Genomic DNA, 24,693 nt, shown 5'->3' on the forward strand with positions numbered 1-24,693 from the left:
CCAGTCAACCTCAGGCCACCGACACTAAGACCTCAACAAAGGTTGAGAGCAAGTTGTTTCGGAGCGCGATTTCGTGCCGGGCCGAGTGCGGGCGCCGTGGTCGCTGAGTGCACCGGACTGAGCGCAGGCGCTAGCCACTGGTGCGGCGGGCCGTGCGCAGCGGAGCTGGCTGCTGGGTGCGGCGGGCCGTGCGCAGCGGAACTAGCTGCTGGGTGCGGCGGGCCATGCGCAGGCGAGGTCTCCGCTGGGTGCGCCGGGCCGAGCGCAGGCGTGGTGGCCGCCTACGCTGGACGGCGTGACCGACGAGGACGGACGGGCTCGGTTGGCGCGGGCGCTGCGCTCCCGGGTCCGCGGCGAGGTCGACGTATCGGAGCGGCGGCGCGCCGAATACTCCTCGGATGCGTCGAACTACCGGGTGCTTCCCGCGGCGGTGGTGTTCCCGCGCCAGGACGCCGATGTCGCGGCGGTGCTGGAATTCGGGCGGGCCGAAGGCGTGCCGATCACCGCGCGCGGTGCGGGAACGTCGGTGGCGGGCAATGCCATCGGCCCGGGCATCGTGCTGGATTTCAGCCGGCATATGGGTGCGGTGCTGGAGCTGGATCCGGAAAGACGCACCGCTCGGGTGCAGCCGGGTCTCATCCTGTCGAGTCTGCAACGGCGGGCAGCCGAGCACGGGCTGCGGTTCGGCCCCGACCCGTCGACGCAGAACCGCTGCACCCTCGGCGGCATGATCGGCAACAATGCCTGCGGCCCGCACGCCCTGGCCTGGGGCCGTACCTCCGATACCGTGCGTGAGCTGCGTGTTCTCGACGGCACCTGCACCGAACGGGTGCTGGCCGACGATCTGTCGGTGCTACCGGGGCTCCCGGAATTCACCCGCGGCGCGCTGGCGGTGGTGCGCACCGGCCTCGGCCGCTTCGAACGCCAGGCTTCTGGTTATGGCCTGGAACATCTTCTGCCCGAACGGGGTTCGTCGATCGCCAAGGCATTCGTCGGCACCGAGGGCACCTGCGGTGTGCTGGTGGAAGCGACCGTCGATCTGGTTCCGCTGCCATCCGCGACGGTGCTCGCGGTTCTCGGATACCCCGATATGGCCACCGCCGCCGACGATATCGCCGCGGTCACCGCGCATGCGCCGCTCGCGGTGGAAGGGATCGATGCCCGCCTCGTCGATATCGTCCGCACCCATCGCGGCACCGTGCCCGACCTGCCGCGCGGCAACGGCTGGCTGTTCGTCGAACTCGCCGGCCACACCACGCAGGAGGCCGTCGCGGCCGCATCCAGGCTGTGCCGGTCGGCGGGCGCGCTGGACAGCACCATCGTCACCGATCCCGTTGCCGCCGCGGCCCTCTGGCGAATCCGCGCCGACGGAGCCGGTCTGGCCGGTCGCACCCCCGACGGCCGCCCGGCGTGGCCCGGCTGGGAAGACGCCGCCGTTCCGCCGCGACATCTCGGCGCGTATCTGCGCGATTTCGGTGCCCTCACCGCCGAACATCACGTCGACGGGCTGCTCTACGGCCATATCGGCGACGGCTGCATCCACGTGCGCCTCGATCTGCCGATCGCCGATGCGCCGCAACGTTTCCGGGCCTTCCTGCGCGATGCGGCCGAGCTGGTGGTGCGCTACGGCGGCTCGCTATCGGGCGAACACGGCGACGGCCGCGCCCGGTCGGAACTGCTGCCGGTCATGTACACCCCCGAAGTGCTGCGGGCGTTCGCCGGGTTCAAGGCCCTGTTCGATCCGGACGGCGTGCTGAACCCCGGCGTGCTCGTCGATCCGGCGCCGATCGACCACGACCTGCGCCTGGCCGGGCTGCCGAACGTCGCGGGCGTCGGCTTCGCCTACCCGCACGACGACGGTGACTTGAGTACGGCCGTGCACCGCTGCGTCGGTGTCGGCAAATGCCGTGCCGATACCGGCGCGAGCGGCGGCTTCATGTGTCCGTCCTACCTGGCGACCGCCGATGAGAAGGACAGCACGCGCGGGCGTGCCCGGGTATTGCAGGAGGTGGTGCGTGGCGCGCTGCCGTGGTCGTCACCCGCGGTGGCGCAGTCGCTGGAGCTGTGCCTGTCCTGTAAGGCGTGCCGGTCGGACTGCCCGGCCGGTGTGGATATGGCCACCTACAAATCCGAGGCGCTCTATCGTCGCTATCGCCGTCGTCCGCGGCCGGTCGATCACTACACGCTCGGCTGGTTACCGCGCTGGCTGGCGGCGGCCGGACGCACGCCGCGGCTGGTGAATGCCGCCTCGCGGGTCGAGGCGCTGCGCCGGCTCGGGCTCCGGGCCGGCGGCATGGATCCACGGCGTGAGGTGCCGCGGCTCGCCGCGCGCGGCTTCCGCCGGATCTGGCGCGACAGCCGACGCTCACGCGGTGATTCGACCGGCGCCACCGAGGTGATGCTGTGGATCGATACCTTCACCGAGGCCTTCGATCCCGAGATCGCCCTGGCCGCGGCGCGGCTGCTGGAATCGCTGGGCTACCGGGTCCGCGTCCCGGAAGAACGGGTCTGCTGCGGGCTCACCTGGATCAGTACCGGCCAGCTGGACGGTGCCCGTAAGCGGCTGCGGGCGACGCTGGACGCGCTGGACGAGCATGTGCGGGCCGGTGGCGTCGTCGTCGGCCTCGAACCCTCCTGCACCGCCGCACTCCGCGCCGACCTGCCGGAACTACTGCCGCAGGACCCGCGCGCGGCGCGTACCGCGGCGGCGGTGCGCACCCTCGCCGAGTTCCTCGATGCGGAACCGGATTGGGTCGCGCCGGACCTTTCCGGGCAGTCGGTGGTGGTGCAACCGCATTGTCATCAGCACGCGGTTCTCGGCTTCGATGCCGATCGCCGGATATTAGCCAGAATGGGCGTCACGGTGACCGAAATCACCGGGTGTTGCGGGCTGGCCGGCAACTTCGGAATGCAGAAGGGCCATTACGACATTTCGGTCGCGGTGGCGGAAAACGGTCTGCTACCCGCGTTGCGGCGCGCGGCCGACGATGCGATCTTGATCGCCGACGGCTTCTCCTGCCGGACCCAGGCCACGCAGCTGGCCGGACGTCCGAGCAGGCATCTCGCCCAGCTCATTCTGGGCGACCGAGGCTGACGCGCCCGCGAGTTTCGTGGTGCTCGCGTGCGCGCCCGCGCCGGATGTGGCTCAGCTGCCGAAGGGCAGGGTGCCCGGCGGGATCTGGTAGCCGGAGCTGCCGGCGGAGACTCCACCCCAGGCGTTGAGCAACCAGTTGAGCGCGTTGGTGATCATTGTCGAAAACCTCCGTAGTGGCGACTGCCAGCTGTTTGCCGATTCGCCGCCATTATCGCTGGATATTCCCGAACTGTTACAAACCCGGCCTTACCTGCGGCTATGCCGTCATCGGATCGTGATAGGGACCGGGGAGCCCGCTGCCGCCCGGCGGCTCCCACCCCTTACTGCGGATGCCTGGCCGCCGGAGCGCACAATGAAACCGTGCGTGATGTCAGGGTCGAATCGGAAGCGAGCCGCACCGGCTCCGACCGCATCGTCACCTCGGAGCGGCCGATCGATCTAGCGCACACGATCTCACCGCTGCGCCGCGGCCCCGGCGATCCCTGCTATCAGCTGACCCGTGACGGCGCGCATTGGCTCACCGCCCGAATGCCGTCCGGGCCCGTCACCTACCGGCTCGTCCAGGCCGGACCATGTGCTGTGCGGGCCCGTGCCTGGGGGTCCGGCGCCGACGAGTTCCTCGAGCGGTTGCCCTGGATGCTGTGCCTGGACGAGGATCTGTCCGGCTTCGCGCCCGAGCACCCGAAGATCGCCGAGGCACACCGCCGCCATCCAGGCCTGCGCATGCTGCGCACCGGGCTGGTGTTCCAAGCGCTGGTACCCGCCGTGCTCGAGCAGAAGGTGCACACCGTCGCCGCGCACGCCTCATGGCGACGGCTGGTGCGCCAATTCGGCTGCATACCGCCGGGCCCGGCGCCCGACGGCATGCGGGTGGCCCCGGACGCCGACGGCTGGCGCCATATCCCGTCCTGGACCTACCACCGTGCGAACGTGGGCCCGCAGCGGGCGCAGACCATCGTCCGGGCGGCGCGGGTGGCCGATTCGCTCGAGCGTGGCACCGGAATGGAGCCCGCCGCGGCGGCGAAGCTGCTGCGCAGCGTGCCCGGGATCGGCGAGTGGACGGTCGCCGAGATCTCGCAGCGGGCCTTCGGCGATGCCGACGCCCTGTCGGTGGGTGATTTCCACCTCGCGGCGATCGTCGGCTGGACCCTGCTCGGGCGCCCACTCGACGATGCCGCGATGGTGGAATATCTGGAACCGCTACGGCCGCACCGTTATCGCTCGGTGCGGCTGCTGTCGGTCAGCGGCCAGGCCCGTAAACCGAAGTTCGGCCCACGGACTCCGATCACCGACCATTCCTGGCATTGATCACCGGCCGGTGATCGAGCGCTGCCCCCTCACTACCGCAGCGCTCGATCGTCGAGGACACATCGGCCCGATTCCACCAGGGTCGCCCGCGCGCGCCGCCGTACCCGGCATTCGTCGACGGTGCAGTCGAGATGCAACTGCATTGCCGCATGGGCCTGTTCGGTGGTCATGACGCCGGGATCGTTGCGGCACGCCAGTAGCGACGCGACATGCATATTGAGGTTGGTCAGCTGCATTACGCGACCTCCGTCCACGCGGCGCGGTGGGCGCCGGGAGCGGCTGGGTCGCCTGCGGTCGGCGACGACTCGGTGAGGTGTACGGTCATGACTCTCCCCGTTCTGCGTGCGATACCTCGTACTAGACTTCGGAGTCCTGCGTGATTCCCCTTGTGCGAGGCAGTTTTCCGGCCCGGCACACTTCCAGCACACCATCACGGCGGCCCCTGCAGGCGCAGTTTCCGGATCTGCCGACTTTTCGCGCGAATTCCCAGCACAAGATCCGTTGTGGAGTGCAGGATTGCCCATAGTGGATGAAAGATCCCAATGCCCAGGCGAAGTGTGACGGGGGACCGCACGCATGGCTTCTCCGGATCGACGCCAAGGGGCTGATCCCAGAGCAGAACGGAGCATGCGGTGCCAGCTGGTTCGGTGAGTTCGGGAAGCAAATCCACGAGTCTGCCGCGGCGGCAACTCGGCCGGTATCTGCGCGATATGCGCACCCAGGCGGGGTTGACCATCGCCCAGGCGGCTCGGCTGATGGAATGGGGCGCCAGCACCCTGCAACGGCTGGAAAAGGGTCAGGCCGACCGGATCCGCACCATCGACATCCGGGAGCTGTGCCGGATCTACGGTGTCCCCGATCAACTCGCCGAGGGCCTGGCCGGGCTCGCCCAGCAGGCCGACACCCCGAGCTGGTGGCACGCCTTCGGTGACGTGATTCCCGAAACCTTCGACGTATACGTGGGTTTGGAGGCGGCGGCGGAATCCGTCACGGCCTATCATCCCGAGCTCGTCCCTCCGCTGTTGCAGACCGCCGACTACGCACGGGCGCTGTACCGACTGGCCCACCCCGGTGACGACGAGGCCGCACTCGACAAGCGGGTGCAGCTGCGGCTGCAACGGCAGGCGCTGATCACCCGCAGGGTCGCACCGGCGAACCTGGATGCGATCGTGCACGAAGCGGTGCTGCGCCGGATGGTCGGCGGCGCGAAGGCGATGGCGGGCCAGCTGCGGCAGCTGGCGGACGCGGGCACCAGGGACAATGTCACCGTGCGGGTGCTGCCGTTCACCGCCGGCGTACCGCTCGGTGTCGGCACCGGCGCGTTCACCATCCTGGAATTCGGCGTCGACCGATCGGGCCGTCCGCTGGAACCGCCGGTGGTGCACGCCGAGGGCCTGACCGGGGATCTGTATCTGGAACGCCCGGCGGATGTGCGCCGGTACCATCGGGCGCACGAGAACCTCCGGCACTCCGCGCTGGACGGTCCATCGAGTAGGCACCTGCTGCGGCAGCTGGCGAAGGAGTTCCTGGCATGAGTATCAACAAGGGCGCCGACATCGACCTGACCGGCGCGACCTGGCTGCGCGCGGGCGAAGGGGAAAACGGCGACGCCGTCGAGGTGGCACTGCTCGCCGACGGCCACGTCGGCATGCGTGACGGAAAGAACCCGGACGGCCCCGCCCTGATCTTCACCCCGGGCGAATGGGCCGCGTTCACCGCGGGCGTGCAGGACGGTGAATTCGACCGGCCCGGCACTTCCTAGCCTCGAGCGCACCGGCCCACGATCTACCTGGTGTTTGACATCCGAAGATAACGGGTAGACAACAACTTGTGGATCGTGGGCTGAAAAACACCCACCCCTTGTACCGCAGATTGCGGCCGCACGACTGGGTCGAATGGCTTATCGTCGCGCTGCTTTTCGCGGTGTCGGCGGTGGGTATCTATGTACTCACCGGCTCGTTGGCGTCGGCATTGCTCGTCGGGGCGCTGGTATGGCTGGTGGCAGCGGGTGTGGTGGCCCTGCTGTGAGGGTGCCGACACCGCCGAGCGAGCGGTGACGGCCCAGCTGTAGACCGCTGGTCAGCGGCGAAACAGCTTGTTGCCCAGCCACACCAGCGGATCGTACTTGCGGTCGACCACCCGTTCCTTCATCGGAATGAGCGCGTTGTCGGTGATCTTGATGTGCTCCGGGCACACCTCGGTGCAGCATTTGGTGATATTGCACAGGCCGAGGCCGTGCTCCTCCTGAGCCATATCCCGGCGGTCGGCCACATCGAGCGGATGCATCTCCAATTCGGCGATGCGCATCAAGAACCGCGGACCGGAGAACGCCTGCTTGTTCTCCTCGTGATCGCGAACGACGTGACAGGTGTTCTGGCACAGGAAACATTCGATGCATTTGCGGAATTCCTGCGACCGCTCCACATCGACCTGTTTCATCCGGTACTCCCCCGGTTTCAGATCCGGCGGCGGGGTGAACGACGGTATTTCCCTGGCCTTTTCGTAGTTGAACGACACGTCGGTCACCAGATCCTTGATGACCGGGAAGGTCCGCATCGGCGTCACCGTGATGAGCTCGTCCTGGGTGAATGTCGACATCCGGGTCATGCACAGCAGCCGCGGCCTGCCGTTCACCTCCGCCGAGCACGAACCGCATTTACCCGCTTTGCAATTCCAGCGCACCGCGAGATCGGGCGCCTGAGTGGCCTGTAAGCGGTGGATGATGTCGAGCACCACCTCGCCCTCGTGCACGGGCACGGTGAAGTCGTGCAGCTCGCCGCCGTCGATATCGCCGCGCCAGATGCGGAACCTGGCGTCGTAACCCATAGTCAGGCCTCTCCGTCGGTGGAAACTCCGGCCGCCGGATGCCCGGCGAGTTCGGCTGGGGTGTAGTACTTCTCGAGTTCGGCCAGATCGAACAGCGCCAGCAATTCCGGCCGCATCGGCAGCTGATCCTCGACCGTCACCGACACACCGGGCACCATGTCGTCCGGTCGCGCCGGGTCCAGCGTGCAGACCAGGAGCTTGTTGCGCCATTGCGGATCCATGGCCGGGTGGTCGTCGCGGGTGTGGCCGCCGCGGCTCTCGGTGCGCAGCAGCGCCGCCTGCGCGACGCATTCGCTGACCAGCAGCATGTTCCGTAGATCGAGCGCGAGATGCCAGCCCGGGTTGAACTGGCGATGGCCCTCCACCGTCACCGCCGTGAACCGCTCGCGCAGCTCGGCCAGCTTGTCGATGGCCTCGCGCACCTCGTGTTCCTTGCGGATGATGCCGACCAGATCGTTCATGGTCTGCTGCAGATCGGTGTGCAGGGTGTACGGGTTCTCGCCGGTGCCCGTGGCAGGCGGATCGAATGGGGCCAGTGCGGTTGTCGCGGCCGCGGCGATATCGGCGTCGGCGACCGCGGGCCGGGAGCCCAATCCCTCCACGTAAGCGGCCGCACCCAGCCCCGCCCGCCGGCCGAAGACCAGCAGGTCCGACAGCGAATTGCCGCCGAGCCGGTTCGAGCCGTGCATACCGCCGGAACACTCACCAGCCGCGAACAGACCGGGCACCCGCGCCGCGCCGGTATCGGGATCCACCTCGATGCCGCCCATCACGTAATGGCAGGTGGGGCCGACCTCCATGGGCTCCTTCGTGATGTCCACATCGGCCAGCTCCTTGAACTGGTGATGCATCGACGGCAACCTGCGCACGATCTCCTCGGCCGGCATGCGGGAGGCGATATCGAGGTAGACACCGCCGTGCTCGGTGCCGCGACCGGCCTTGACCTCCTCGTTGATGGCGCGTGCCACCTCGTCGCGCGGCAGCAGATCGGGTGTGCGGCGCGCGGAATCGTTATCGCGCAGCCACTGATCGGCCTCGGCCTCGGTCTCGGCGTACTGGCCCTTGAACACCGCGGGGATGTAGTCGAACATGAACCGCTTGCCGTCGGTGTTCTTGAGCACCCCGCCGTCACCGCGCACACCTTCGGTGACCAGGATGCCCTTCACACTCGGTGGCCAGACCATGCCGGTGGGGTGGAACTGCAGGAACTCCATATTGATCAGGGCGGCCCCGGCGCGCAGCGCGAGCGCGTGGCCGTCGCCGGTGTACTCCCAGGAGTTCGAGGTGACCTTGTAGGACTTGCCGATCCCGCCGGTGGCGAGCACCACCGCGGGTGTCTCGAAGAGGATGAACCGGCCGGATTCGCGCCAATAGCCGAAGGCGCCGCTGATCCGGTCGCCGTCCTTGAGTAGTTCGGTCACCGTGCATTCGGCGAAGACCTTGATCCGCGACTCGTAATCGCCGGTCGCGGCGAAATCCTCCTGCTGCAGCGACACGATCTTCTGCTGCATGGTCCGGATGATCTCCAGACCGGTCCGGTCGCCGACGTGCGCCAGCCGGGGATAGGTGTGGCCGCCGAAATTGCGCTGACTGATCCGCCCGTCGGGTGTCCGATCGAACAGTGCGCCATAGGTTTCCAGCTCCCACACCCGGTCCGGCGCCTCACGGGCGTGCAGTTCGGCCATGCGCCAGTTGTTGAGGAATTTGCCGCCGCGCATGGTGTCACGGAAGTGGGTTTCCCAGTTGTCCTTCTCGTTGGCATTGCCCATCGACGCCGCGCAGCCGCCCTCGGCCATCACGGTATGGGCTTTGCCGAACAGCGATTTGCACACCACCGCCACCGAAAGACCACGTTCCCGAGCCTCGATCACCGCGCGCAGTCCGGCGCCACCGGCACCGATGACGACGACGTCGTATGCGTGCCGTTCCACTTCTGGCATAGCCGCGAAAACTCCTCAGTCGATGAATCGAAGATCCGAAATCGTCCCGCTGGCAACCAACATCACGTAGAAGTCGGTGATCACCAGCGTGCCGAGGGTGGTCCAGGCCAGGGCCATGTGCCGGGTGTTGAGCTTGGAGACCTGGGTCCAGAACCAGTACCGCACCGGATGGGCGGAGAAGTGTTTGAGCCTGCCGCCCGCGATATGCCTGCACGAATGGCAGGACAGGGTGTAAGCCCACAGCAGGATCACATTGCCGGTGAGGATCAGGCTGCCCAGACCCATCCCGAAGCCGCCGCTCGCGCCGTGATAGGCGCCGATGGCGTCGTAGGTGTTGATCACCGAGATGATCACCGCGACATAGAAGAAGTAGCGGTGCACGTTCTGGATGATCAGCGGCAGCCTGGTCTCGCCGGTGTAGCTCTTGTGCGGTTCGGCGACAGCGCAGGCCGGCGGCGACAGCCACACCGAGCGGTAGTAGGCCTTGCGGTAGTAGTAGCAGGTGAGCCGGAAACCGAGCAGGAACGGCAGCGCCACGAACCCGAGCGGCAGAATCGCGGGGATGTCACCGATCGGCGTGCCGAAATGGCTGGAGCCCTCGACGCAGGAGGTGCTCAGGCACGGCGAGTAGAACGGCGTCAGGTAGTGGTAGTCGGCGACCCAGTAGGCCGTGCGCACATACGAGCGGATCGTCGCGTAGATGACGAACGCGGCCAGGCCGAGCACCGTGAACAGTGGTGGCACCCACCATCGGTCGGTGCGCAATGTCTGCTGCGTGATGCGGGCCCTTGTCCTGCTGAAGACGCCGGTTCCCGTTTCGGGGGTCACGGTCGGTGCGGCACTCACCGGTCGATCCCTCGCTGATCCGCGGTGCGGGTGGTCATCATTACCTCCGCGATCGAATGTGATGCTGAGCACCATACGCCGCAGGTGCTATCGCATGAGCAGGGTCTCGCCAACGCGGACCCCGCCGTAGTGCGGTGATTTGTATCACAGTCGATCGCGGGCGATGCGCCGGCGCCGGGTGTGGTGAACCGGTGGCAACTCGCCGCGGGAACGGGGATCGGGAGGTAGACGCACGTCGTCCGCCCGCGTGCGGCGGGCGGACGACGGCAGGGCTATGTGGTGCGGGGGCGGGAGTGGAAGCCCAGGCCCTCGTCCTGTGCGCCCATCCACGCGGCCTCGTCGGACTTGCTGTCGGGCACGTAGATGGGTTCCTGTGACCGCTTGGTCACTCTCGGTGGCGGTGACTGCTCGAGGTCTTCGCTGTCGATGGTGAGCCGCTCCAAATCGTTTTCGAGGCGGCGCACCGTAGTGGCATCGCCGTAGTTCGCGCGCAGTGCCTCTATGGACTGCCGGAGTTGGCCGACGGCGTAGCGGAGATCCGCGAATTCGCTGCGTGTCATCGATTCCTCCTGAGTTCATACCCGGTCATCCGGATCGGCTACCGCGCGGACCTCGCTGGCCGCGTGACGGCGTGTCGTGTGACCGACCACACATCGTGATCTACAACACAGTAACTGAAGTTATCGGATTCGGCTCGTCGGATACCGGCAAGTAGCGATGTCTTCAGCCCGCCGACGCGTACCCGCCGCCGTGCCCTGTGGCCGCCGCGAAGGCTCGCTCCACCAGGCCGGCGATCGAGGCGGCGACCTCCTCCGCGCGTTCCAAGATCACGCCGTGACCTGCTCCTTCGAGCCGCACCAGTTCCGAACCCGACAACTGCGAGGCCAGCACCACCGAATGGGTGAACGGCACCATGATGTCGGCCGTGCCCGCCAGCACCAGCGCCGGAATCGCGCCGAGCCGGTGCAGAGCGGCCGTCTCGTCGAAGGCCATCAGGGATGACAGGAATCCGGCCATGGTGAGCAGTGAGGTCTCGTTCATCATGGCGGTGGCGAGCGCGACCAGACGCGGATTCACCTTCCTGGTACCGAAATTCGCTTCCCGCAGGATAGGTTCGAGGATTCGCCGCGAGAGCCGCTTCGAGGCCTGCATCGTCCGAGGCGCCCGCCGCACCGCGAAATGCAGTGAGTTCACCGCGCGCCGATTCAGCAACCTGCCGAGGCCGACCTCGGTGAGGCCCTTGGCGGCACCGGCGATGAGCCCCACTCCGACGACGCGGGTGCCGATCGACTGCGGGAACAATCGCGCATAGGCCAGCACCACCATCGCGCCCATCGAATGACCGACCAGCACCACCGGTCCGCGCGGGCTCACCGTTCGCAGCACCGTGTCGAGGTCGCGGCCGAGTTGTTCGATCGTGTAGGTGGCCGGATCACCCGCACCGGATTCGCCGTGGCCGCGGTGGTCGTAGAACACCATGCGGGTCGCGCCGCCCCAGTGCCGCAGCAGATGGGCCCGCAGGAACGACCAGGATTCGGTGTGCAGACAATGTCCGTGCACGAAGACCACGGTCAGCGGGGCGTCCTCGGCGCCGAAGACGCGCACGGCGAGCGGGACGCCGTCGTCGGTGGCCACGGTGAGGCGATGGCCGTCGTGGTCGGCTGCCCGGCACGCAAGGGTCATCGTGGACATGACTATCTCCTGTCGGCCCCACCGTGGGACAGGTCCGCACCGTGGTCGGAGTGTTCTCGTCCGGATGTCGCTGCCGGATGGTGCCCCGTTAGCCGCACCTACCTGGCGTTATGCACACGTTGTCCAACCGAGTCCTGCGGTCGACATCGGGGGCGGCCCGCATCGAACGCAGGAAACTATGGGTGTATCTAGGATTTTTGCTATAACTTCGCAGATTCTGCTGATGGCCGTGTGGAGGTTTTTCTTCGGCTATCGAGCAGAACTGCTAGATAACCGTAGATTGTGCTGACGACGATGGGCGTCCGCTTCGCGATGGAAGTATTGCTAGTTCTAGCGCATCCCCGAGATTGCTGAATATTTCCATCGCGCTGCTCCGGCGCGGTGCGGTCAGGTCCCCACGCGGCGGGTCGAGGGCAGGAACGGGCGCAGCAGATTGGTCTGGGTCGACGGACCGAACTGCCATTCGGCGATCCACGGGCCGGTGCCTTCACTCTGATCGAGCACACCGTCCTCGAGCCATTCGTGGTTGCCGTCGAGCACGCCGCGGGTCAGCGCGCGGTCCTCGTCATCGGTGTTGTCCCAGAGCGCTTCGAACAGTGCCCGGACCCGGAGCCTGGCCTGCCGGCAGAAGGTGTCGGCCAGTTCGGTCGCCGAGCGCGCCTCCACCGCACCGGCGGTGCGCAGGTCCTGGGCCCGCACGCAGGCTGCGGACATGGCGAACAGCTCCGCACCGATATCGACGATGCGGCCGAGGAAGTTCTGCCGGTACTCCAGGCCCGCCTGCCAGCGCGCCATCGCGTACATCAGCGACCGGGCCTGTTTGCGCGCATTGCGCTCCACGAACCGCAGATGCCCGGCCAGCGGGCCGAACTCGGGATAGCTCGCGGGCACGGTGCCGGCACCCACAGCCAGCTGCGGGAACCACTTCGCGTAGAAACCGCCCGCCCCGACGGCCGCCTTGGCCTTGTCCTTGAACTCCGCGTTCCGGTCGACCAGCGCGCCGGCGGCGGCCATATGCGCATCGGCCATCTCGCGGGCGATCAACAGCCGCATGATCTCGCTGGAGCCTTCGAAGATGCGGTTGATCCGTAGATCGCGCACCAGCTGTTCGGCCGGAACGGCGCGTTCGCCGCGGGCGGCCAGCGAGGCGGCGGTCTCGTAGCCCCGGCCGCCACGGATCTGGACCAGTTCGTCGGCGATCCGGCAGCTCATCTCGCTGGACCACAGTTTGGCCAGGGCCGCTTCGATCCGGATGTCGTTGCGGCCCTCGTCGGCCATGGTGCCCGACAGATCGAGCACCGCTTCCAGCGCGAAGGTGGTGGCCGCGATGAACGACAGCTTCGCCGCGACCGCGGCGTGCTCGCCGACCGGCCTGCCCCACTGCACCCGCTGACCGCTCCATTCCCTGGCGATCTTCAGCGACCATTTCGACGCCGCAGTGCACAGCGCCGGAATCGCCAGCCTGCCCGCATTGAGCGTGGTGAGTGCGATCTTGAGCCCATCGCCCTCGCGGCCGACCAGATTGCGTGCAGGCACCCGAACGTTGTGCATCCTGGTGACGCCGTTCTCGATGCCGTGCAGGCCCATGAACGCATTGCGCCGCTCCACGGTCAATCCCGGTGAGTCCGCCTCGACCACGAACGCCGAGATCCCGCCGCGATGCCCCTCGCTCTTGGGCACTCGTGCCATCACCACCAGCAGTTCGGCCACCACGCCATTGGTGGTCCACAGCTTCACCCCGTTGAGTTCGTAGGCCTCGCCGTCCGCGGTCGGGGTTGCGGTGCTCGCCATGCGTGCCGGATCGGAGCCGACGTCGGGTTCGGTGAGCAGGAACGCGCTGACCGCGCCCGCGGCGCAGCGGGGCAGGAATTCACGCTTCTGCTCTTCGGTGCCCGCCAGTTTGAGCGGTTCGGGCACACCGATGGACTGGTGCGCCGACAGCAGCACGCCGAGGCTCGGGTGTGCCGAGCCGACCAGCATGAGCGCCCGGTTGTAGCCGTACTGCGACAGGCCTTGCCCGCCGTAGTCGTGCGGGATCTTCAGGCCGAAGCAGCCGAGGTCGGCCAGCGCGCGGACGTAATCATCGGGAATGCGCGACTGCTCCTCGATCAGCGCGCCGTCTATCGAGGCGCAGACCGGGCGCAGCCGGGCCAGGAACTCGTCGGTGCGGTCGGCGTCGTCGGCGGTAGGGCGTGGATACGGGTGGATCAGGTCCAGCCGGAATCGCCCGAGAAACATCTCCTTGGCGAAGGATGGCTTGGCCCAGCCGGTTTCGCGGGATTCTTCGACGAGAGCCCGGGCCTGTTCCTCGGTGGCGTCGACTTTCGCGGTGGTAGCCATATCTGCTCCTCGGACGTGATCGGGATCACATTCGAGTGTAGGAAAGTTGGTTACCCGCCGGTAGGTCTGGAGTCCGGCGATTTCTACAGGTTTCTAACCCTCGCGGTAGAAGGGTGGATAACGGGCAATCAGACGCTGCGCAGATACCGGCCGAAATGTGGAACGGTGAATCCGATCGTCCCGCGCTCGGCCGAGTAGATCAGCCCCTTCTTGATCAGCCCATCGCGCGCCGGCGACAGCGACGCCGGTTTCCGGCCGAGTTCCGCGGCAACCGCCGCCGTCGCGACCGGGCCGTCATCGCCGGACAGATCCGCCATGGCCCGCATGTACTCCCGTTCGGCGGGGGTTGCGCGTTCATAGCGGGAACCGAAGAAGCCGACCGCGAGCTCCTCCTCGGCCGTCGGCGCGGCGACCGCCACGTCCTCGGCGGTGATCGGGCTGCCAGGGGCCTGATCCCAGGTCGCCTTGCCGTAGGCCTGCACGAAATAGGGGTAGCCGTCGGCCTTTTGGTACAGCGCCCGCAGTGCTTCGTCGGTGAACTTCACTTCCTCGCGTTCGGCCGGCGCGATGAGTGCCTGGTCGGCGGATTCGCGGTCCAGCCGATCGATGCGGTGGTAGCTGAACAGCCGCTCGGAATAGCTTTTCGAGGCCGAGAGCACCGCGGGCAGATGTGGCAGACCCGCGCCGACCACGATCAGCGGCGCCGCGTCCTGACTCAGTTCGTGACAGGCCCCGCAGATGGCGGAGATGTCGGCGGGCCCGAGATCCTGCATTTCGTCGATGAAGATCGCGATCCCGACCCCGATATCGGCGGCCAGCGCGGCCGCCTCGACCAACAGCTCCACCAGGTCGATCTCGATATCGCCGGAGTCGGCGCGCCCGGTCACGGCGGGCACGTCGATGCCGGGCTGCCAGCGTTCCCGCATGCCCTTGTCCGCGGTCGCGCGCAGAGCGAAGGCCTTGAGGATGCCGAGGAAATCGTCGACCCGCTCGGGATTGCGATGCGCCATCGCGATCGCGCGGACGGCCATGTGCAGCGCCGACGACAGTGGCCTTCGCAATTCTTGATCGGGACGAGCCTCGATCTTGCCCGTGCCCCAACCGCGGGAGACCGCGGCGGAACGAAGTTGATTGAGCAGCACGGTTTTTCCGACTCCACGCAGCCCGGTGAGCATGACGCTGCGTTCGGGCCGCCCGCGCGCGATGCGTTCGAGCACGATGTCGAAAGCGTCGAGTTGCTTATCGCGCCCGGCCAATTCGGGTGGGCGCTGACCGGCGCCGGGAGCATACGGATTGCGCACGGGGTCCATACCCCGACACCGTAGCGCGGATCGACAGAGATCTCTGGGCATCTCTACGGCGTGTCCTAGATACGGCTATCGATTCATGATCACGGAGCGGCGGCGACGCGGCCGGTGCCTGCCGAAACTAAGCTGGGCCTCCCGCGAAGATTGGAGTCGACTATGTCCGGCGAGCACGAGATGCCCGGCGAGGACGAGATTCCCTCCGGCACCGCCGAGGTCGTCGAGTCCTGGGAGGTCCCCGCCGGTTCGGTGGTCGCGAGCCGGATTCGCGACAACATCCTCATCGCCATTCAGCGCGGTTACGACGATCCGCAGTTGGTGGCGGACCTGGCGGTCGGGCCCCTGGTGATGGCTGTCGGGAAACTGGAGGTCGAGCTGGCGGCCGCGCGGCGCAGGATCGAAGAACTCGAGCGCTCGGTCGGCGATCTCGCCGGCGGTTCGGCCCGCGGAAGATAGCTGTGCGGATGCTGTTCGGGTTCACGGGTGGTAGCTGTTCACGCTGGCAAATCCGTGGCCAGCTCCGATGATGGGTAACTATCGGCATCGGTCCGATAACGGGAGGTTTTCAGCGATACCGGTCCGTTATCGAAGCGGCTCCGAGCGAATGGTCCGGTTGCGCACTGTGTTTGCATCCGCGTGTGCAGATCTCGAAAAGTCCCTGCTCTGTGCGCTGGACAACATCGCGTCCGCACCGTAATCTTCTCGTGACTTAGTGGAGTCTGTCGCTTCGTCAGAGAGGCGGCGCCACCTGGTCACCGCTTCATCGTCGGTCGGGATTCGTGGGTCTCGGCTGTTCGAACCGGGCATCGGCAGATAGTCGTCAACCTTGCTCGGTCGGCGGTAGAGCACGAAGATCGGAGACGCAGCTCGGTGGGTAAACACAGCTTGCAGCGGGATTCTCGTTTGCCGAATTCCGTCAAGGGTGCGCTCGTCATGGGCGCGGTGGCAGCATCCACAGGGGCCATGCCGGCCATTTCGGCATCGGCGGCCACGATCGACGTTCCCGGCGTCGGTAAGTTCGAGGTGGACGTCCCGCCCGAGTTCCAGCAGCCGGTAGACGAGCTCAACAAGCAGTTGCAGGCCGCCATGGCCCCGCACGCGCAGGGCGGGCCGCAGGCCGCCGCCCCGGCACCCGGTGTTCCCGGCTTCGCCCCGGTGATGCCCGGCGTGTTCGACAACTCCCCCGGCGATATCGCCCTCAACGCCGCCAAGACCAAGGTCGGCGCCCAGTACTCCTGGGGCGCGGCGGGCCCGTTCAGCTTCGACTGCTCCGGTCTGGTCCAGTGGGCCTACCGGCAGGCCGGAATCAAGCTTCCCCGCACCAGCTTCGAACAGTCGCACGTCGGCGCTCCCGTGGCCTTCCACGATCTGCGTCCCGGTGACATCGTCATCACCAACGGTGGCGGACACGTCGGCATCTACGCCGGCGGCGGTCAGCTGCTCAACGCGGTCCAGTCCGGTACCCCGGTCTCCTACACCCCGCTGAGCCCCGACGACGTGGTCACCGCACGCCGTATCGTCTAAAGAGTGGCCCGCGCCGAGCCCGGCAACCAGAACACCGCGAACCAGGCCCGAGTGGATTCCTGGACCTGGGCGGTCCGGCTGTTCAAAACCCGCTCAGCCGCCGCTGAAGCCTGCCGAGGTGGGCACGTCCGCGTCAACGGCACGACGGCCAAGCCCGCCCAGCCCGTCCGCCCGGGCGACGAGGTGCGCATCCGGATCAGCGGTATCGAACGCATCGTGATCGTCGAGCGCGTCATCACCAAACGAGTGAGCGCTCCGATCGCCGCGCAATGCCTGATCGACCGCAGTCCGCCGCCGCCGTCGCGGGAAATCCTCGCCACCATGCCGCGCCGCGATCGCGGTTCCGGCAGGCCAACCAAACGTGAACGCCGCGAAACCGACCGGCTCCTCGGCCGCACCGAATGATCGCGCCGCTGTGGAGACTCAGAGTGTGCCCGCAACATAGTGTTCCCGGCAGGCCGAGCGGCGAATCTTTCCGCTGCTGGTGAGTGGTAGCCGACCGCGCACGGTCAGCACGATGTCGCGCGGGGTGATGCCGTGGACCGTCGCGACGGCGCTGCGGATCCGGCGGTCGATCTGCGTGGCACAGACATCGGCCGCCCTGATCTCGGCGACAAGCACCAGTTGCTCGCTGCTGCCGTCGTCGTGACCGAACGCCGCGATCCGCCCCGGCCGCAGTTCCGGCGCGCAGGCCGTCACGGTCGCCTCGATATCGGCGGGGTAATGATTGCGGCCGTCCACCACGATCACGTCCTTGCACCGTCCGGCGATGTACAGCTGGCCGTCGTGCCGGAACCCGAGATCGCCGGTGCGCAGCCATCCGCCGGATGTCGAGGGCAAGGGCTGGTCGAAGGTCGCGGCCGATACCGCAGGGTTCTCGAAGTAGCCCGCGCAGACATTCGGGCCCGCCACCCAGATCTCGCCGACTCGGCCGGGCTCGACCTCGGTGCAGCGGTCCGGGTCGACGATGGCGATCCGCTGCCCCACCGGCACGCCACACCCGACCAGCCGGGTGCCGGTCGGCTCGTCGTCGGTGACGACGACCCGCCCCGCACCGAGCGCCCGGCGATCGAACAGCCGCGCCACCGGTTCGTCGTCCTGGCCCGCGATGGTGACCGGAAGGGTGGCCTCGGCGAGCCCGAAACCCGGTGTGTGGGCGTGGTGACGGAACCCGTGTGCCGCGTAGGTGGCGGTGAATTCGGTGAGGGTTGCCGCACGGATGGGTTCGGCGCCGTTGAGAACGACACGAAGCGCGGACAGGTCCAATCCATCGCGTTCAGCTCCCGTGGTGTGTGAAACCGACAGGGCCAGGCCGAAATTCGGTGTCGCGGTGGCACCGGCACGATAGTCCGAGCAGGCGCGCAGCCAGCGCGCCGGACGTTTGGCGAATTCTTCCGGAGCCATGGTCACGGCAGGCACCCCCGAGTACAGCGGCAGCGACAGCCCGAACACCAAACCCAGGTCGTGAAAGAACGGCAGCCAGGAAACGATGGGCGCGGCGGTCGTCGCCGGTAGGGCGGATCGCAATTGCCGTATCGCCGCAGCGAGATTCGCGTGCGTCACCTCGACGCCCGCGGGCGTGCGCGTCGAGCCGGAGGTGTACTGTAGGTAGGCCGTACTCGCGGGATCGACCCGCGGTGGCTGCGGGTCGGTTCGCGTTTCTACCAGTGGATCGACGGTGACGACGGGCAGCTCACCGATGACCGCCGATGTTCGCGAATCGCCGGGCGCGGTGAGCGCCACCGTGGGGCGGGCGTGGGCGAGGATCACGGCCGCGCGCTCGGCCTCGACCGGACGGCCCACCGGAAACAGCGGCACCGCAATGCGTCCGGAGTTCAGGCAGGCCAGGAACGCCACGGCGTAGGCGGCTCCGTGCGGGCACATGATGGCTATCCGGTCCCCTGGCGCACTGATGTCGAGCAAGGTCTGCGCGTAAGCGAGGGCGGCGTGGTGAAGTACGGAATAGGTCGATGCTGCGGCAAGGCGTTCGGTCCCCCGATAGGTCAAGGTGACGACAGCGTGCGCGTCCGGCCGGTCGAGGGCATGTGCCCCCACGCGCTCGTGCAGCAGATAGGACGACGGCGTCATGTGGGGTGACCGGCAGCCGGGTGCTCGATGCGTTCGGCGAGCGCGGCGGCCAGCGATTCGACGGTGGGATGGCGGAACAGGTCCGCGGTCGCGATGCGGATACGCAGTTCGTGCTCGAGCGCGCGGCGCATCTCGACAGCGAGCAGTGACGTCAAGCCGAGATCGTTGAAATCCGTTGCGGTATCGATGGAATCGGCAGCCACCCGCAAGGTGTTTGCGAGGATTCGGTGGATCAGGGCAACCAGCTGGATATCCCCGGTGGGACCGGGCTCGGTGACGGCTGGGCGCCCGGCCAGCAGTTCGGCCAAGCGCTGCGTCACCGGTGACGGATCCGCCGTCTCCCGGTAGTCCAGCGCGACCAGGTGGCCCGCCTGATGGCCGATGGCCTGCTGCAACAGCTCCGCGCCACGATCGGCGTCGAACGGGACGATGCCCGCCCGCCGCAAATGGTCGGCCCCACCGGCAGATTCGGCCAGCCCGGTGTCCCACAGTCCCCATCCGACGCTGATGACGCGCCGATGCGGATAACGGTGGACGAGGGCGTCCATGGCGGCATTCGCGCAGGCGTACGCCGACTGGCCGGGTGCGCCGAACGCACCGGCGGCGGAGGAGAACAGCAGCACGAAATCGGTGGGATCGGCGGCGGTCAGTTCGATGAGGTTGGTGGCGGCGGCCAGTTTGGGCGCGAACATCCGGTCCAGCTGGGCGGGAGTGACGTCCTCGATCAGTGCGTCCTCCAGTGCGCCGGCGGCATGCACCACACCGCGGATGGTGGAACCGCATTCGCGGATATCGCGCAGTGCGTGGTCGAGATCGGTGCGATCGGCGGTATCGCAGCGCACCACCACGATCCGATCCTCGCGACCATCCAGCAGCGGCGGCACCGGCCGCGGGGCGCGCGTCGGCACCACCACGTCGCGGGCGCCGCTGTCGAGCAACCACCGCACCGCGACCGAACCCAGCGCGCCGAGCCCGCCGCAGACCACATACGTGCCGAGCGGGTCGATGGTGCCGGGCGCCCGCTCCGGTGCGACGGGGACGAATCGGCGGGTGGCCGGCCCGCCGCCGGTGAGCCGCAGCTCCGCCGGGAGGTCCGGCGACGCATCGGTGAGCAATTCGGCCAGCATCTCCGGGTCGCCACGGTCATCGGTCCACACCAGCCGCACCATCGGACCGGATTCCAGCCGCACCGAGCGCAGCAGCCCCGCGACCCCGCCGATCACGCTCGGCTCGGCGACACCGTGCAGCTCGGGCAGCACCATGCTCAGCGAAGCCGCCACGGGGCTGCGCACGACTCGCTGTACCAGGTCGAGCACGCGCCCCATCCGATCGACGACTGCCCCGTAGCCCGCGTCGGCCAGGTCGTCATCGTCGGCGGGCCACACCACGACCACTGCCGTCCGCGCCGCCGCGGTCCTGCCCGCGAGCACCGCGTCCACGATCGGTGCTGCCGCATCCGCCTCTCGCGCCACCCGCTCACTGGGCATGCGCCGATCCAGCACCCGCGTCAGCCGGACCGCAGCCTCCGATTCACCGACCACCAGCATCCGCCGAACTTCTGCGCCGGCGCCGGGCCCGGCGGGATTCACCGATGCCGTCGCGGTCACCGGACTCGGCGAAGGCGCGGGGAACTCGAACGGTTCCCAGGTCTCGCGCCACCACACGGTGGGCGCTTCGGGGACGCGGGTGAGGGCGGGCGCTGCCCGGTCCGGGTAGGCGATGGGCGGGCGGCCGGGGAGCGCCGTCCGGCCCGGCGTCGACCGGGCAGTGGCATCGGGCGGAGTCGGCTGCCACGGGTCGCTCCGGACGTCCCCGGTGTGCCACGTGGAATCGAAATCGACCGTGCCCGTGCTTCGCACGACCGTTTCCGCGCCCACGGGTGTGCGCGCGCCGCGCCGGGGCGCGAGCGCATTCGCCGGCGCCGCCACCGGGTTCGCCGGCTCGCCGCCCGGACGGGTGAAGCGGATCTGGACACCGGTGAGGGCAAGGGCGGGTGCGCCGTGCTGGTCGGTGGCGATGACGTCGCCGATGAGCCCGGTGGCGGTGCGGGTACGCAGCAGGGCGTGGACCTCGCAGAGGCGGCGGTCTCGTTCGGTGGACAGCCAGGCCGCGGCGATGGCGATCGGAAGCGGGACGGCATCGGGCGGGAGAGCGGAGTGGTCGAGGGCGGCCAGCAGGTGCAGGCAGCCGTCGATCGTCGCGGTGGCGTCGGCGTCGGCGGCCGCGAGGGTGCCGATCGCACGGTCGTGGCCGCCGGCAATGGTACGCAGCGGGCGAAACGCCGGGCCGTAGGCGAGTCCGCGCTCGCGCAGCGCCGCGTAGAAGGCGGTGGGTGCGATGACACGCAGACCGCTACGGCCTGCCCGATTGGCATCGACCACCCGCATCCATGCGATGATGTCACCGGGTGTGGGGCCATCGGTGAGCCGTGCTTTAGCCAGCGTTCCGGCACCCGGGGCCTCCGCCCGCACACTTTCCGATTCCCGCCGCAACACCACCTCGGCCGTCGCGCCGGCCGCCAGTGGCGCGTGCACCACGACCTCCGCGAGCGCGGCCCGCCCGCACGCACCGGCCAACTGCGTGAACCGCCGCAACCAATACGCCGCGGGCACCAGAGCCACACCGCCGACCACGTGCTCACCGAAATCCTCGGCACCGGCCGATGCCGCACCGGCGACGAGCGGAAACCGGCGCCGCCGCCATCGCCTGCGCGGCGCACCCGAAAACCCGCCGAGCGCCGACCAATTCAGTGCCCGGCCTTCCACATACAGCTGGGCGAGGCAGGCCAGCAGGCCTGCCGCCTCGTCGTCGCGAGTGGTCGCCGCATGCGCGGTCATGCCGAGATCGTCGTGGTCACGCACTGCCGAGATCAGCTGCGGATGCGGGCCGATCTCCAGCACCGTCGAGAACCCCGCATCGGCGGCGCTGCGCAACGCGCGTGCGAGTTCGACTGTGCCACGGGCATTATCGAGCCAGTACTCGGCGTCGGTGGCATCGGAGGTGATCGTGCGACCGGCATGGGTGGTCGAGTACACCGGCGTCTGCGGTACGCGGGCGACGACGTCCTTGATGGCCGCGCAGAACTCCGGCAGCACCGCCTCCACCTGCGGGCTGTGCGCCGCGAAGGCCACCGCCACCCGACGGGCGAACAGGCCTCGCCGCCGTGCCCGCCGCACCACCGCCTCCACCGAGCGTTCGGTGCCGGACACCACCACCGAACGCGGTCCGTTGACCGCCGCGATCCCGGCCGACGCCCGCAGTGGCTCGACCATGAGCGCCACCTGGTCCGGTTCGGCCTCGAGCACCGCCATCGCACCCTGACCGTCCAACCGCGCCAATGCCCGGCTGCGCGCGACGACCACCCGCGCCGCGTCCGCCAACGTCAATGCTCCGCTCACCGCGGCCGCGGCGACTTCGCCGAGGCTGTGCCCGGCGACGCCGTCGGGGCGCACCCCGAATGAGGCGAGCAGCTCCGACAGCGCGATCTGATAGACGAACAACGCGGGCTGCACGACCTCGGTCGCGTTACGTCCGCTGTCGTTGCCGCCGAAGCCACGTCGCGGCGTCCATACCCGCGGTCCACCCGCGTCGCAGACGGCATCGGCGGCCGCGGTGAGCGCGCGGGCGAACACCGGATAGCGCGCGGCGAGCACCCGTCCCATCCGCGCATGCTGGCCGCCCTGACCGGAGAACAGCAACAGCAATCCACCGGGCCGACGCTGTGCCGCCGGCCCGATCACGCGCGGATCCGCTGCGCCCCCGGCCAATCCACGCAGCCCGGCGACGGCGGCCGCGGCGTCGTCGGCGATCACCGCCGCTCGCATCGCCGCGCCGATGAGCCGGGCCGAGCCCGCGGCGAGAACCGGCAGCGGAGTGCCGCCGCGACGGTCACCGTCAGCCGCCGAGACCTGGGTGGGTTGCTCGGCCGCGGGTGGGCCGGGGCGCGCTGTGATCGGCTCCGCATGGCCGATCGGCCGGTCGGCGCTATCGGCGTCATCCACCGCCGCACGCACGGCGTCAGGACCGCGCCGAGCGCTGACGCCGGAGTCGGCATCACGAACGAATGCCGCAGGATCCAGCATCCGCGCCATCAGCGACGCAGTTTCCCTCAGTTCGCCCGCGTCGCGACCCGACAGCGGTATGAGCGATGGTGGCTGCGGCTCGCGCGGTTGCGGCTTCACGACCCCACGCAGCGCGACGTGCGCATTGGTTCCGCCGAACCCGAACGAGCTGACCCCGGCATATCGCTCGACCGCGGGCACGCCGGTCCAGTCGACGGCCACCTCCGGCACACGCAGCCCGCGCTCGTCGAGCCGCAGCAATGGATTGGGCGAGGTGAAATTGGCGGTCGGCGGAATGGTTCCGTGATGCACGGCCAGCGCGGCCTTCATCAACCCGGCCACTCCGGCCGCGGCTTCCAGATGGCCGACAGTGGATTTGAGCGACCCGATCCAGGCATCGCCATCGGCCTCCGCGCGCACCTCGGCCAGTGCCCCGACCTCCACCGCGTCACCCAAAGCGGTACCGGTGCCGTGACATTCGAGATACCCGAGCACGCTCGGAGTGAGCCCGGCACGCTGCCACGCCGTCCGGATGATCTCGCGCTGCGCCCGCCCGTTCGGCGCGTACAACCCATTGGACCGGCCGTCCGAGCCGACCGCCGAGCCGACGATCTCCGCATACGTGCGATTGCCCTCGCGCCGAGCGTCGATACTGCGTTGCAACACGACGACGGCGCACCCTTCGCCGCGCACATAGCCGTCGGCGGCCGCGTCGAACGGGGCGCACCGGCCGGTGGGCGATAGGAACCCGGCCTCGGCCAGATAGTCGCCGGTATGCGGAAGCAAGGTCAGGTTGACGCCACCGACCACCGCGAACGGCACGCTGCCGTCGGCGAGCAATCGCACCGCCAGATCCACCGCGACCAGCGACGACGAGCAGGCCGTGTCGACTACCAGGCTCGGGCCGCGCAGATCGAGGGCGTAGGACAGCCGGTTGGCGATGATGCTCGACGCCGAGCCGGTCACGGCGTACGGCGGGTCGTAGCCGCCGTGTCCGAGTACCGCACCGCCGTGCTCGAACCCGCAGGCGCCGAAGATCACCGCGCCCGCCGAACCGCGTGCGCGGTAGCCGATTCCGGCATCGTCGAGTGCCTCGACGGCCACTTCCAAGGCGATCCGCTGCTGTGGGTCCATCACCGCTGCCTCGCGGCCGGAGATCCCGAAGAACTCGTTGTCGAAGCGGTCGATCCGGGTGAGGTAGCCGCCTCGCTGATGACCGGCGCGGCCCTGCGGCGGCATTCCGGTGACGTCTCGGCCGTCGAGGAGCAGCTGCCAGAACTGGTGCGGTCCGTCGGCTCCGGGCAGGCGGCAGCCGATGCCGATGACCGAGACCGGCGTCGAGGTGGGATGGGGTGGGCTCATCGCATGAGGGAGTCGACCAGTTGTTCGATATCGGGGTGGTCGTACAGGGCGGTGATCGGCACCTCGACGCCGAAGGCGTCCTCCAGATGCGCGGTCAACCGAGCCAATTGCGCCGAGCCGAGGCCGAGGTCGGCGAAGCTCGTGCCGGTGCTGATCGTGGACGGGTCCACGGCGAGTATTCCGGCGACGGTCGCGACCGCGGCATCGGTGAGCGCGCGGCGGGTAAGCGCTTGGCCGCCAAGCTGATTCGCCCCCATCCGTCCCCTCTTCCCGATCACGCATCGGCAGCCGCGCACCCCGGCTGGTAC

19 protein-coding genes are annotated in these 24,693 nt (G+C 68.5%); 8 read left to right on the forward strand and 11 right to left on the reverse strand.

The window, feature by feature from the left end:
• The first annotated feature begins 295 nt into the window (after positions 1-295).
• Both AC4HOU_RS08150 and AC4HOU_RS08155 read left to right on the forward strand, forming a co-directional pair.
• A complete protein-coding gene (locus AC4HOU_RS08150) occupies positions 296-3,094 on the forward strand; it encodes an FAD-binding and (Fe-S)-binding domain-containing protein (RefSeq protein WP_490724324.1) in 2,799 nt (932 codons plus the stop codon).
• Between the two features lie 360 nt (positions 3,095-3,454).
• Positions 3,455-4,402: a DNA-3-methyladenine glycosylase family protein gene (locus AC4HOU_RS08155; protein WP_195006873.1), complete on the forward strand. Its 948-nt coding sequence runs from the start codon at positions 3,455-3,457 to the stop codon at positions 4,400-4,402.
• A gap of 32 nt (positions 4,403-4,434) precedes the next feature.
• Here AC4HOU_RS08155 and AC4HOU_RS08160 read toward each other — a convergent pair whose 3' ends face one another.
• Complete coding sequence (locus AC4HOU_RS08160; RefSeq protein WP_036541697.1) at positions 4,435-4,638, reverse strand: hypothetical protein; 204 nt, start codon at positions 4,636-4,638, stop codon at positions 4,435-4,437.
• Between the two features lie 396 nt (positions 4,639-5,034).
• Here AC4HOU_RS08160 and AC4HOU_RS08165 point away from each other — a divergent pair, with 396 nt between their 5' ends.
• From AC4HOU_RS08165 to AC4HOU_RS08175, 3 genes are all read left to right on the forward strand, one after another.
• Positions 5,035-5,937, forward strand: a complete 903-nt coding sequence (locus AC4HOU_RS08165; protein ID WP_280499133.1) for a helix-turn-helix domain-containing protein — start codon at positions 5,035-5,037, stop codon at positions 5,935-5,937.
• The gene (locus AC4HOU_RS08170; RefSeq protein WP_194990391.1) at positions 5,934-6,164 is read left to right on the forward strand and encodes a DUF397 domain-containing protein; all 231 of its coding nucleotides are present in this window, start codon (positions 5,934-5,936) and stop codon (positions 6,162-6,164) included. Before AC4HOU_RS08165 ends, AC4HOU_RS08170 begins: the two co-directional genes overlap by 4 nt.
• Positions 6,165-6,232: 68 nt before the next feature.
• The gene (locus AC4HOU_RS08175) at positions 6,233-6,430 is read left to right on the forward strand and encodes a DUF4175 domain-containing protein (protein WP_163813280.1); all 198 of its coding nucleotides are present in this window, start codon (positions 6,233-6,235) and stop codon (positions 6,428-6,430) included.
• A gap of 51 nt (positions 6,431-6,481) precedes the next feature.
• Here AC4HOU_RS08175 and AC4HOU_RS08180 read toward each other — a convergent pair whose 3' ends face one another.
• From AC4HOU_RS08180 to AC4HOU_RS08210, 7 genes are all read right to left on the reverse strand, one after another.
• Positions 6,482-7,228, reverse strand: a complete 747-nt coding sequence (locus AC4HOU_RS08180) for a succinate dehydrogenase/fumarate reductase iron-sulfur subunit (RefSeq protein WP_163813401.1) — start codon at positions 7,226-7,228, stop codon at positions 6,482-6,484.
• A gap of 2 nt (positions 7,229-7,230) precedes the next feature.
• Entirely contained in the window at positions 7,231-9,168 is a 1,938-nt protein-coding gene (locus AC4HOU_RS08185) for a fumarate reductase/succinate dehydrogenase flavoprotein subunit (protein WP_163813402.1), read from the reverse strand.
• Positions 9,169-9,183: 15 nt separating this feature from the next.
• Positions 9,184-10,014, reverse strand: a complete 831-nt coding sequence (gene sdhC, locus AC4HOU_RS08190; RefSeq protein ID WP_163813403.1) for a succinate dehydrogenase subunit SdhC — start codon at positions 10,012-10,014, stop codon at positions 9,184-9,186.
• A gap of 272 nt (positions 10,015-10,286) precedes the next feature.
• Entirely contained in the window at positions 10,287-10,574 is a 288-nt protein-coding gene (locus AC4HOU_RS08195; protein WP_194990444.1) for an Rv0250c family protein, read from the reverse strand.
• A 163-nt stretch (positions 10,575-10,737) separates the two neighbouring features.
• Complete coding sequence (locus AC4HOU_RS08200) at positions 10,738-11,697, reverse strand: alpha/beta fold hydrolase (RefSeq protein ID WP_416381977.1); 960 nt, start codon at positions 11,695-11,697, stop codon at positions 10,738-10,740.
• Positions 11,698-12,093: 396 nt separating this feature from the next.
• On the reverse strand, positions 12,094-14,046 hold the full coding sequence (locus tag AC4HOU_RS08205) for an acyl-CoA dehydrogenase family protein (protein WP_194990442.1): 1,953 nt from the start codon (positions 14,044-14,046) through the stop codon (positions 12,094-12,096).
• A gap of 128 nt (positions 14,047-14,174) precedes the next feature.
• Entirely contained in the window at positions 14,175-15,356 is a 1,182-nt protein-coding gene (locus AC4HOU_RS08210) for an ATP-binding protein (protein ID WP_163813407.1), read from the reverse strand.
• Between the two features lie 153 nt (positions 15,357-15,509).
• Between AC4HOU_RS08210 and AC4HOU_RS08215 the strand changes: the two genes are divergently transcribed.
• The 3 genes from AC4HOU_RS08215 (at position 15,510) to AC4HOU_RS08225 (ending at position 17,279) form a co-directional block, all read left to right on the forward strand.
• Positions 15,510-15,806 (forward strand): hypothetical protein, encoded by a 297-nt coding sequence (locus AC4HOU_RS08215; protein ID WP_163813408.1) that lies wholly within the window; start codon positions 15,510-15,512, stop codon positions 15,804-15,806.
• Between the two features lie 477 nt (positions 15,807-16,283).
• On the forward strand, positions 16,284-16,874 hold the full coding sequence (locus AC4HOU_RS08220) for a C40 family peptidase (RefSeq protein ID WP_163813454.1): 591 nt from the start codon (positions 16,284-16,286) through the stop codon (positions 16,872-16,874).
• 3 nt (positions 16,875-16,877) lie between these two features.
• The gene (locus AC4HOU_RS08225; protein ID WP_195020320.1) at positions 16,878-17,279 is read left to right on the forward strand and encodes an RNA-binding S4 domain-containing protein; all 402 of its coding nucleotides are present in this window, start codon (positions 16,878-16,880) and stop codon (positions 17,277-17,279) included.
• An 18-nt stretch (positions 17,280-17,297) separates the two neighbouring features.
• On the opposite strand, the gene AC4HOU_RS08230 is transcribed toward AC4HOU_RS08225, so the two are convergent.
• The 3 genes from AC4HOU_RS08230 to AC4HOU_RS08240 are packed head-to-tail and all read right to left on the reverse strand — an operon-like array spanning position 17,298 to position 24,642.
• Complete coding sequence (locus AC4HOU_RS08230; RefSeq protein WP_490724325.1) at positions 17,298-18,962, reverse strand: fatty acyl-AMP ligase; 1,665 nt, start codon at positions 18,960-18,962, stop codon at positions 17,298-17,300.
• The gene (locus tag AC4HOU_RS08235; RefSeq protein WP_490724326.1) at positions 18,959-24,385 is read right to left on the reverse strand and encodes an SDR family NAD(P)-dependent oxidoreductase; all 5,427 of its coding nucleotides are present in this window, start codon (positions 24,383-24,385) and stop codon (positions 18,959-18,961) included. Before AC4HOU_RS08235 ends, AC4HOU_RS08230 begins: the two co-directional genes overlap by 4 nt.
• Positions 24,382-24,642, reverse strand: a complete 261-nt coding sequence (locus tag AC4HOU_RS08240; RefSeq protein WP_163813412.1) for an acyl carrier protein — start codon at positions 24,640-24,642, stop codon at positions 24,382-24,384. The genes AC4HOU_RS08235 and AC4HOU_RS08240 overlap by 4 nt, the downstream gene beginning before the upstream one ends.
• Positions 24,643-24,693: the final 51 nt, after the last annotated feature.

It is taken from the genome of Nocardia sp. JCM 38205, assembly GCF_058222935.1.